A 10,340-nucleotide genomic window follows, 5' to 3' on the forward strand; every position below is an offset into this window, starting at 1 on the left:
AATTTATAAGATGGCAAAAACTCACTTGAAGGTACTGCACCCCTAAAGTTAGAGTAAAAATCTAACTTTAGGGGTGTTTTTGTATGGCAAAATATAGTGAGTTTTTTAGTTTAAATTCAGTTTAAAAAATTATTTTATGATAAGTCATGAAGAGTGGTGTTAAGCCTTAAAGGTGATGCTTCTTCGTTTAAACTTAGTTAATAAAATGAATGTAATAATGAATTTACTTAAATGATTAAGGAGGTCAATGATTATGGAGAATATGATTCAAGTCCGCAACTTGGTGAAGAAGTATAAAAAAGCCAGTGAGGCAGCAGTCAATGATATCAGTTTTAATGTACGTGAAGGAGAGTTCTTCGCTTTTCTTGGCCCAAATGGAGCTGGAAAGTCGACCACTATTTCGATTTTGACAACAACACTCTCTATGACAAGTGGGAATATTTCTATAGCTGGTTTTGATTTGGAGCGAGAGGCAAATAAGGTTAGATCTAATATCGGCATCATATTTCAAAATCCTAGCCTTGATGTGGAATTAACTGCCGAAGAAAATATCAGGCTGCATGTTAGTATCTATGGTACGTACAAGTTTCGTCCATTTTACCAAATGATGCCTATAGCGTATAAACAACGGATTGAAGAACTTGCTGAAATGGTTGGTCTTAAAGAGAACCTCTTTAAAGAGATAAAAACCTTCTCGGGAGGAATGAAACGAAAATTGGAGATTATTCGTGGTTTGATGCATAATCCCAAGATACTATTTTTAGACGAGCCAACTCAAGGGTTGGATGCAGCTAGTCGTCACTCTCTTTGGGAATATCTGAATAGAATACGTATTGAGGAGAACATCACGATTTTTTTGACAACCCATTATTTAGAGGAGGCTGAAAGTGCAGATCGGATCTGTGTCATTAATAAAGGCAAGATTACGATGATGGGAACCCCTGAACAGATTAAAAGCGAACTGATGACTGAAAAGTACATGGTTATAGATGCGAACGACAAAAAATCACTAAAAGATGAATTATCAACGCTAGGAGCAACTTTCATAGAAACAGTGCAGGGTATTAAAGTAGTATATCAAGATCCGACGCCTCAATATTTGTTATCCGGGCTAACTACACCACTTACTAAATTAAATATTTATCAGCCAACCCTTGAAAAGGCTTATCTAGATTTAGTTAAGGAAGGGGATGAATTGTGATGTCAATGACACTAAAAAGAGAGTTCAATGCATTAAACGCTATCACTTCAAGAGAAGTTATGAGATTGATCAAAAATCCAGGATCTATTATTATGAATATTATTTTCCCCATTATTTTCCTTGGTTTTATGGGAGGGAGTCTTTCACAGAACTTGGCGGGTAACATTGGATATGACTTTCTGCAGTTTGTTATGATTGGCATGATTGCCTTTAACATGTATATGGGTACTGCGAGCGGAGTAACCTCTTTGGTTGTAGAACGGGAAATGAATTTAACACAGGAGTTGTATGTATCTCCTATTTCACGTTATACCATCATGTTAGGCAAGATGATAGGTACTGGAATCGGAAGCTTGGTTACCATATTGGGTGTTATAATCGTAGCTTTGTTTATGCATATACCATTAGGAGGAATGCAATTTTTCTGGTTGATTCTGGTTACGCCTGCTTTTATCCTGTTGGGCGGCTCTCTAGCTATCTTCTTCATAGGCTTTGTTCAAGATTCTAAATTGGCACAAATGGGCATTATGTTACTCATTATGCCCCAAATGTTCTTTTCAGGTACAATTATTCCCATTGCTAATTCCACAGGTATTTTGGACTTTTTGGCGAAGCTTATGCCATTAACCTACGTAACTGATTTAGCAAGGGGGGTATTTTACTGGGGAGATCCAGTATTTGATCAGGTAGTTCTGCATCACCCGTTGTATAATGTCACTGTTATGACAGCATTCTTCTTTATATTTACAATAATTGGGACATTTATGTTTGCAAAATCTGAAAGAAACAAGTAAATGTGTATTTAATTACGTAGAAAATGTTGATGTGATGATTTGTATAACTGAAAATAATCTCTATCATCTTAGATAACCACGGTGTATCGTATCATTATTAAGTGAATTTCTTAAAATAAATTAACAGCATCCTCTAACATTGGATAGGGGATGCTGTTTTTTTGAAACGGAGGCGGAATTTTACTCAAAAATATTAGAAAGTCAGAATGTACGTGAATACTCACTTTCTCTAGGGTGGAAGGATCAATAAAACACACTCTCTATTCAAATTCTGAGACCGTGTTACGTATGCTCTAACCGTTTATTCTTACTGTTCTGGAGAAAAATTTTAACTTTTTATAAAAATTACTTTGACAGGTGGAGTAATATAAATTATTATTACTCTATGAGATAGAATAAAAAGAATGTGATGAAATAATTGTTTTTGTCATAGTTGATTTGACAGATAGAGTAATTCGGGGATTTAATACTCGATGAAGTGGAGTAATAATGTTAACAGAAAGGAGACCGAGAACAAAGTTGATTAGAAGTGATATTATTCGTGGACATTTAGATGCGATTATTTTGCGTTTGATTTATGAAGAAGACAGGTATGGCTATGAAATATCAAAGGAAATCAGTTCACGAACCGAGAATCGATTTCAGATTAAGGAAGCGACCTTATATGCTGTGTTCCAGCGACTGGAAAAGAATGGTTTAATTGAATCTTACTTTGGAAATTTTTCGCAAGGTGGAAAAAGAAAGTATTATCGGATTACATTACTTGGAAGAGCCTTTTTGAAGGAAGCGGCAGAAGAATGGAAGGAAACGAAAGAAATTATCGATTTATTAATGGAGGGGTTAGATTGAATCAATTAAAAAAGCATGTCAATCAATTGTTTAAAGACATTCCAGAGAGTGAGAAAAAAGAAATCATCGTTCAAGAGGTCTTACAGAATCTTGAGGAAAAAGTGATGGATTTAATGGAGCAAGGAAAAAACGAAGAGGATGCGATCAATAAGGCCATTGTTGATTTTGGTGATATTGAAGATTTGAAGCAAGAATTAGATGTGCCAGATCCAAAGAAAAATGATATGGCTAAAATTAATCTAGCCTATTCCATTTGGGGCAGTATTTTAATTATTTCTTTAGTTGCATTTGTCAATTTTTATTACACACCAAGCGTCATCTGGTTTGTATATCCAACGTTTGCAGTCTTATGGTGGCCGCTATCGATGTACTATACTTGGTTAAGAAGGAAACAGAGGTGACAGGTATGAAAAAAAATGACGTTGGTTTTATTGTGACCGGTAGTATCATGACATTACTGTTTCTGATTGTCATCAACTTTATTTCCGGCAGTGATCATCTCTGGTTTATTTATCCAGCATTTGTATTAATACTGTTTCCAATTGGATTAACCTGTATCCTTAGACAGCGATATAAATTGTTTTCAATAATCGGAAGTACATGGATAATGGTATTTTTGATTATCATCAATGTCTGGCATACACCAGCTATTCCATGGGTTCTATACACCGTTGCACCACTCGTAATGTGGCCAGTGTTAGTCTGGTTGGATGAAAAGGTAAAATTAGTATCTGTTGCGATGTTTGGAAGTATTACGGTTACACTCTATTATTTAATTTTAAATGTGGTGTTATCACCTTATTATCCATGGTTCATATACCCTGCTTTCCTAATAATTTGGTGGCCGCTTTTACTGTATCATTTCAAGAGAAGATCCTATTTTTCTTTATCGATTCATGGAAGCATTGTCATAAGTGTGTTTTTTATTATCGTGAATATTGTTTCTACTCCAACTAATATATGGGCAATTTTCCCAATATTTTGTATACTGTGGTGGCCTTTAAGTATGTATTATTTTGTATATAAGAAACAAAAAGAAGCAAAGTGATCAATCACAGCGATCGTTTATAACATATTATTCGTTTTCAGCGAAAACAGAGGTAGTGATCAAATGGAAGTGTATATCGTACTCACACATACAGGAACATTGTTTACAAGGTTTATCCGATTATTTACAAAGCAACCTTTAAATCATGCTTCTATAGCGTTTACGAAAGAGCTAGATGAAACATTTAGCTTTGGCAGAAAAAAACCAACGAATCCGTTTATAGGCGGATTTGTAAAAGAAGACTTGAAGGGACAGTTATTCCGAAATGCAGATTGTGCTATATATCGATGTTCTATTTCAAGGTCGCAATATGAACGGATGCAGCGTTTTGTCCAAGCGATAGAAAATAATCAATGTGAGTACAAATACAATTTTATCGGATTACTAGGTGTCTTATTTAATAGGACAATAGATTTAAAGAAATCGTACTTTTGCTCCCAGTTTGTAGCTGCTGTATTGAGCAATGGGGGAATTACAATCAAAAACAAACCAGAATGCCTTGTTAAACCTAGTGATTTTATGGATTCCCATCAATTTCAGATGGTATACGAAGGAAAGCTAACTCGATTTCTTGAACAGCAAGGCAAAAATAAAGAGGTATTAACAGGAAAGAAAAGATTCTATTTACTCCCATCTTAGCGATGGCATAAATAAGAATGTAGATGATCAAATGCCTATGGCTTCGGTAGCTGCTATGACCTTCATCGGTAGACAGGAAGGTATAAAAATCTTTCTCGCCTGCATAAAAAACGAACGCATTCGCCTAAAAGAAGAGTGAATACGAGTTTTTCTAAGAACCGTTATCCTTGGCAATACAATGGAAAGGAATTGGATATATGTCAAAACAATTGTTAGTCCGTTTGAAGAAAGAAATGGCTCCCTATGAAAAAGCTGAGTTAAGAAAAAGTATCTGGCAGCTAATTAATACGCTACTCCCATTTTTTGGCTTGTGGTATCTTGCCTATGTAAGCATGGAGATTTCCTATTTACTCACATTATTACTTTCGGTAATTGGAGCAGGATTTCTTGTTAGGATTTTTATAATCTTTCATGATTGTTGCCACTTCTCCTTTTTTAAAAGTAAAAAAGCAAATCGTATTGTAGGGACAATTACCGGGATTATTACGCTATTTCCTTTCAGTAAATGGCAGCATGACCATGCCATTCATCATGCAACAAGTAGTAATCTGGATAAACGGGGAACAGGGGATATTTGGCTTTTAACCGTTGACGAGTATAGGGATGCATCTATTCTTACAAAAATTGCGTATAGACTTTACCGAAATCCTTTCGTCATGCTCGTCTTTGGACCGATCTATAGCTTTCTAATCGTTAACCGTTTCAATCGTAAGGGTGCGAAACGGAAGGAGCGGTTAAACACCTACTTTACGAATGGAATAATTGTGTTACTATATGGCCTAATCATTTGGTTGATTGGCTGGCAGGCGTTCTTACTCGTTCAAGTTCCGATTTTTATGATTTCTGGGACTGCAGGCATTTGGTTGTTCTATATTCAGCATACGTTTGAACAATCCTATTTTGAAGTGGATAAAAAGTGGGAATTTGTGAGAGCTGCGGTGGAGGGAAGCTCGTATTACCGATTACCAAAGGTGTTACAGTGGCTAACTGGTAATATTGGGTATCACCATGTTCATCACTTAAGCCCAAGAGTACCGAATTATAAGCTGGAAAAGGCACACAGCCAGTCGGAAGCACTGCAGCATGCACCATTGATTACACTTGCTACCAGTCTAAAAGCGCTCAAATTCCGACTGTGGGATGAAAAAAAGGGGAATTTCGTTGGCTATGGCGCTTTGAAGGAAATCAATCGGAGCTAAATTCTTTATATATCGGGCCAGATTGTGGAAAATTGGTAGAAATAACGAAATAGCAATCTGGAAGAAATGAAAGAAAGCGGCAGATGGTATAGTAACGATAAAAGTAAAGGAGGTAGCATGTTTGGAAACGACAAAGGTAGAATTCAAAGGTGGAAATAACATTGCTCTAAAGATTCCTAAATACAAATACGACGAGACGGTACATTTTTATAAGGAGGTAATAAAGTTACCATACTTAGGATTCATGTCTGAATCCCATGCCTTTCAGTTTGGCGATGCGACACTGTGGTTGGATTGTATGGAGAACTATTCCCAACAAGATGTATGGCTAGAGATTCAGACAGACAATGTGCAGATAGCGGAAGAATATTTACATGAGAATCACATTGATAGAAGAGACGAAGTAGAGGTACACGAGAACTCAGCGGGTTACTGGATTTCGGATCCCTGTGGAACGATTCTCAGAGTCAATCCACAAAAATAGGAGTGACGATGCTAGTTTTGTGAATGGAACAGCACCTCTTGTTAACGGCTGTTTATACTGTCAGTAATAGAGAAGGACGAGGGGGAACCTCGTCCTTTTTCAATTACAAATATTCAATGGAAAAAAATAAGTGTACTTGCCAACTTTATGAAAAATATTCGCCTTTTTCAGAAATAACAGCTATATTTAATATAGAATTTAGAAGATAAGTAGGTGTTATTCAATGGTAGATGCTTCGTTTAAAGTACTTCAGTCCGACACTCGGAAGGAAGTAATTCATAATCTCGCAAAGGATTTGAGACGTTATTACATTTTTCCAGAAAAGGCAGATGAGGCTAGTAACTCATTAGTCGTAAAGCTAGCTAATGGGGAATATGATCGATATGATGATGAGGATGGTTTTTGTAATGCTTTGACAGAGGAGCTACAGAATATCACACAGGATAAACATTTACGAGTAATGTTTACTAGTGATCATAAAGAAACGAATGATGTGACTAATAGCTTAGAAGACTTAAAAACAGTAGCTAATAATTATGGTTTTCACAAGGTTGAACGATTAGGCGGAAATATTGGATATATCAATCTTAAGCAATTCATTGATACGAAGCTAGCAGGGGAGACTGCCATTCATGCGATGAATTTTATCGCCAATACGGATGCGTTAATTTTTGATCTTAGAGAGAATGGAGGCGGATATCCATCCATGGTTTCTCTCCTTTCCAGCTACCTCTTTGAGGAAGCGACATATTTAAATAACTTTTATAATCGTTCGGAAGATATGTATATACAATCATGGACACAGCCTTATGTCCCTGGAAAGAAATATTTGGACAAACCTGTGTATGTCCTAACAAGTGACTATACATTCTCCGCGGCAGAAGAATTTATTTATAATCTACAAAACTTAAAGAGAGCAACAATTGTTGGAGAAGTAACAAAAGGTGGCGCACACCCTGGAGAAGTAAGACAACTTACAAAACACTTTGAGGTATTTATCCCTACTGGAAGGGCAATTAATCCGATTACAAACACAAATTGGGAAGGTTCAGGGGTAGAGCCTGATATAAAATTAAGTAAGGAAGAAGCATTTGACTATGCTTACAAAGATGCATTAACTTATGTAAAAGAGAAATATAAGGCACAGCCTGAATATCAGTTTTTAATCGATGAAATAGATGAAGCATTGGGAGGATTATGATTGGATTTAACGGGAGGAAAAGTTAAATTAAAGGAATCCCTTACTTTCTAATCGATTCAATACATAAGTGTGTTCAATATGGATAAGTAAAAGAGTGTGAAAGACCTCCAGCTAATTAGGCTGAGGTCTTTTTTTCGTGGTTAAATTGAAAGGGAAAATGGATAGTAAATGTTTTTACTATCCTGATTTAAGGAACTTGTTTCCTTTTGCAAGGACTGTCTTCCTGCTTTTTATGAAAGGTGACTAAGATTGTATTTTAACGGAAATCCGTAAGATGAAATTGGAAAAATATTGTATGTTTTTTGTGCAAAAACACATCCTATTAAGAAGTACAATATATCAATTAAACTAAAAATGCATTTTGGCATGAATACTATATGGATGGAGAGATTAATATGAAACTAAAAGACAAAGTAGCAATCGTAACAGGTGGAGCAAGTGGAATTGGTGAGGCAACGGTTCGCCTTTTTGTTGAGGAAGGGGCAAAAGTAGTTATTGCCGACTTTTCTGAACGAGGTAAGAACATATCCGAAGAATTAAATTCCAATGGATATGATACGTTATTTGTTAAGACAGATGTAACACAAGAAGAAGATATTAAAAAAATGATCGATGAAACCGTGAATCAATACGGGAAGTTAGATATCATGTATGCAAATGCTGGAGTGGCTGATGATGCGCCAGCACATGAATTAACCTTTGAAAAATGGAAGCGAACGATTGATATTAATCTTTCAGGGGTTTTCCTTTCTGATAAATATTCAATCGAACAGTTTCTTAAACAAGGTACAGGCGGTGTCATTGTTAACGCTGGGTCAATTCATAGTTTTGTTGCCTTACCAAATCCAACAGCCTATTCCTCTGCAAAAGGTGGTGTGAAGCTATTAACGCAAAACCTATGCACGGCCTATGCGAAAGATGGTATTCGCATTAATGCGGTCTGCCCTGGATATATTGACACTCCATTACTCACAAAGGTGGATCCTAAAACAAAAGATTATTTAGCATCTCTTCATCCACAAGGCAGACTTGGAAAACCAGAAGAAATAGCGAAGGCAGTTCTTTTCTTAGCAAGTGATGATGCTAGTTTTGTGAATGGCACAACGCTTCTAGTTGATGGTGGTTATACTGCACACTAATAGAGAAGGACGAGGGGAAACCTCGTCCTTCTTCAACCTCAAGACCGTCCGTGTCTGTAGACCGTCTCCTGGATTTCCTTAAACTTGTACCTCACTCATCAATGCATGCGTATTATCTTCTGTATCTTTAAAAAATACCATCCATGTTTCTGTATTCCCCATTTTCGCTACAACATGTGGCTCGTCAATAAAGGTAACTTCTTTATCTACTAGACGCTCATAACTATCCTTAATATCAGTTACTTGAAAATAAATTACTGAACTTGAATGGGCGAATTCCTCCTTTTCTGGAAGTGATAACATGAGCCGAAACCCGTCACATTCAAAAAATGCCATACTATCCGTGTTAAATAATAGAGCTAGGCCTAATTTCTCCTTATAAAAATTTAGGGCCCGATTTAAGTCTTTAACAGGTACCCCAATTTGTCCGACACGCTGAATCATCATAATCCTTTTCCCCTTTCAACTATCTTTCATTTTAAGAATAAGTAATTTTTACTAAAGTTTCTTATCCAAAATCACCTTTTTCCGATATTCTTTAGGCGCGATACCAACATGCTGCTTAAACATTTTGCTAAAGGATACAGGGTTTTCATATCCAAGCTCGAAGGTTATTTCGGTCATAGTATAATCGAATTTCTCTAGTAGTTGTTTAGCCTTTTCTATTCTTAAAACCGAAACATGCTGGTGGGGCGTTCTACCGTAAATTTGTGCGTACGTTCGTAATAAATGGTTCGGTGATAAGCAAGCAACTTTAGCAATTTCTTCAAGCTTTATCGGTTGATGATAAAAGGATCTAATATAATCATGTGCTATGCTTACCCTTCTATATAATTCCTCTCGTGTAGAACGACGAATAGCTTTTAATGATTCAATTTCTTTATAGCTATTAATGTGTTCATTCAAAATAGAAATCATTATCCGATAAAATTGTTCCTCATAACCGACCGATTCTTCATCAAGACAAGGTGAAATCTGTTTAAAAGCATCTAGTTGAGAAGATAAAGCATTATTTTTTCGATAGGTTTTTTCAAAAAAACCAATAGAGCTTGTAGCTTTAAATGGGTCACTTAGAAGACTATCATTTGTTTCATTTATAGAATGAAAGACTTCTTCTGCAAATCCATGTCTAAAGAAAACACAAAACGATTCTACAACCTGTGATTCATCAATCGCTATGGTGTAAGGACCCTCATTTAGAAGAAGGTATCTACTCTCTTCAACAGCAAAAAACCCCTTATTCGTTTTATAATGAGCTTTACCGTTAAGGAATGTTTTAATGGACATCTGCCCTGTTCCTTCCCAGTAAAACTGATCACTCTTTGCATGCAATACGAAATTTGTAGACGCATTTTTTGTCATCATCGTTTCTCCATCATAGATAACTTATTTTAGGAATGGGAAGATTATAATGGATTAATTTTCCCGGATTCTTTAATACTTCCTCATAAAACCCATTAAATTGCTTCTCCCCTTCCTGGCCAAACGTTACTTTAGGTGCAGGATAAAACAGTATTTGTCAAAGCATGTTCATTTCTATATTTTTCTTATACCCTTCTATAAACCAATATTATCAAAAAATTATGTCTAATTATAGTGTGGCAGTTTGGAAAAATTTTGTCTAGAGTAATCTGTAGTTTCTAAAAAGCGCAGATACATTGAGCCGACGGAGTGTGCGGTTTTTGTCCTACGTGTCACTTTGAACGGTATTTTGCGCATATTTTAAATACTATTTTGCACGAGATGAAATATAAAAATCTATCTTCATGTAAAAGATAGATTTTAA

General features: G+C 36.0%; 12 protein-coding genes. 10 read left to right on the top strand and 2 right to left on the bottom strand.

All coding sequences use genetic code 11. The annotated features are described in order from the left end of the window. The first annotated feature begins 253 nt into the window (after positions 1–253). From HNR27_RS15005 to HNR27_RS15050, 10 genes are all read left to right on the top strand, one after another. Entirely contained in the window at positions 254–1,201 is a 948-nt protein-coding gene (locus tag HNR27_RS15005) for an ABC transporter ATP-binding protein (protein ID WP_429340360.1), read from the top strand. Continuing rightward, complete coding sequence (locus tag HNR27_RS15010) at positions 1,201–1,995, top strand: ABC transporter permease (protein ID WP_429340367.1); 795 nt, start codon at positions 1,201–1,203, stop codon at positions 1,993–1,995. Before HNR27_RS15005 ends, HNR27_RS15010 begins: the two co-directional genes overlap by 1 nt. 519 nt (positions 1,996–2,514) lie before the next feature. Then, complete coding sequence (locus tag HNR27_RS15015; protein WP_429340368.1) at positions 2,515–2,844, top strand: PadR family transcriptional regulator; 330 nt, start codon at positions 2,515–2,517, stop codon at positions 2,842–2,844. Continuing rightward, positions 2,841–3,245, top strand: a complete 405-nt coding sequence (locus tag HNR27_RS15020; RefSeq protein ID WP_212921774.1) for a permease prefix domain 1-containing protein — start codon at positions 2,841–2,843, stop codon at positions 3,243–3,245. Before HNR27_RS15015 ends, HNR27_RS15020 begins: the two co-directional genes overlap by 4 nt. A gap of 5 nt (positions 3,246–3,250) precedes the next feature. Further along, the gene (locus HNR27_RS15025; RefSeq protein ID WP_429340369.1) at positions 3,251–3,892 is read left to right on the top strand and encodes a hypothetical protein; all 642 of its coding nucleotides are present in this window, start codon (positions 3,251–3,253) and stop codon (positions 3,890–3,892) included. Between the two features lie 63 nt (positions 3,893–3,955). Continuing rightward, positions 3,956–4,531, top strand: coding sequence for a hypothetical protein (locus HNR27_RS15030; RefSeq protein ID WP_429340361.1), 576 nt, complete (start codon positions 3,956–3,958; stop codon positions 4,529–4,531). Positions 4,532–4,728: 197 nt separating this feature from the next. Further along, positions 4,729–5,730: a Delta(5) desaturase DesA gene (gene desA, locus HNR27_RS15035; protein ID WP_429340362.1), complete on the top strand. Its 1,002-nt coding sequence runs from the start codon at positions 4,729–4,731 to the stop codon at positions 5,728–5,730. A gap of 121 nt (positions 5,731–5,851) precedes the next feature. Continuing rightward, the gene (locus HNR27_RS15040; RefSeq protein ID WP_429340363.1) at positions 5,852–6,214 is read left to right on the top strand and encodes a hypothetical protein; all 363 of its coding nucleotides are present in this window, start codon (positions 5,852–5,854) and stop codon (positions 6,212–6,214) included. A 223-nt stretch (positions 6,215–6,437) separates the two neighbouring features. Further along, on the top strand, positions 6,438–7,415 hold the full coding sequence (locus HNR27_RS15045) for a S41 family peptidase (RefSeq protein WP_429340364.1): 978 nt from the start codon (positions 6,438–6,440) through the stop codon (positions 7,413–7,415). A 395-nt stretch (positions 7,416–7,810) separates the two neighbouring features. After that, positions 7,811–8,554: an SDR family NAD(P)-dependent oxidoreductase gene (locus tag HNR27_RS15050; protein ID WP_429340365.1), complete on the top strand. Its 744-nt coding sequence runs from the start codon at positions 7,811–7,813 to the stop codon at positions 8,552–8,554. A gap of 78 nt (positions 8,555–8,632) precedes the next feature. Here HNR27_RS15050 and HNR27_RS15055 read toward each other — a convergent pair whose 3' ends face one another. After that, positions 8,633–9,001, bottom strand: a complete 369-nt coding sequence (locus HNR27_RS15055) for a VOC family protein (RefSeq protein WP_429340366.1) — start codon at positions 8,999–9,001, stop codon at positions 8,633–8,635. A 51-nt stretch (positions 9,002–9,052) separates the two neighbouring features. Further along, positions 9,053–9,916 (bottom strand): helix-turn-helix domain-containing protein, encoded by an 864-nt coding sequence (locus tag HNR27_RS15060; protein WP_429340370.1) that lies wholly within the window; start codon positions 9,914–9,916, stop codon positions 9,053–9,055. Positions 9,917–10,340: the final 424 nt, after the last annotated feature.

Origin of the sequence: Ornithinibacillus bavariensis, from assembly GCF_050433565.1 — a bacterium.
Taxonomy (GTDB): domain Bacteria; phylum Bacillota; class Bacilli; order Bacillales; family Amphibacillaceae; genus Ornithinibacillus; species Ornithinibacillus bavariensis.

Coding starts and splice junctions, on each gene's coding strand:
- HNR27_RS15030 (WP_429340361.1), top strand. CDS start 3,956: ATGGAAGTGTATATCGTACTCACACATACAGGAACATTGTTTACAAGG.
- HNR27_RS15045 (WP_429340364.1), top strand. CDS start 6,438: ATGGTAGATGCTTCGTTTAAAGTACTTCAGTCCGACACTCGGAAGGAA.
- HNR27_RS15060 (WP_429340370.1), bottom strand. CDS start 9,916: ATGACAAAAAATGCGTCTACAAATTTCGTATTGCATGCAAAGAGTGAT.
- HNR27_RS15010 (WP_429340367.1), top strand. CDS start 1,201: ATGTCAATGACACTAAAAAGAGAGTTCAATGCATTAAACGCTATCACT.
- desA (WP_429340362.1), top strand. CDS start 4,729: ATGTCAAAACAATTGTTAGTCCGTTTGAAGAAAGAAATGGCTCCCTAT.
- HNR27_RS15050 (WP_429340365.1), top strand. CDS start 7,811: ATGAAACTAAAAGACAAAGTAGCAATCGTAACAGGTGGAGCAAGTGGA.
- HNR27_RS15005 (WP_429340360.1), top strand. CDS start 254: ATGGAGAATATGATTCAAGTCCGCAACTTGGTGAAGAAGTATAAAAAA.
- HNR27_RS15025 (WP_429340369.1), top strand. CDS start 3,251: ATGAAAAAAAATGACGTTGGTTTTATTGTGACCGGTAGTATCATGACA.
- HNR27_RS15055 (WP_429340366.1), bottom strand. CDS start 9,001: ATGATGATTCAGCGTGTCGGACAAATTGGGGTACCTGTTAAAGACTTA.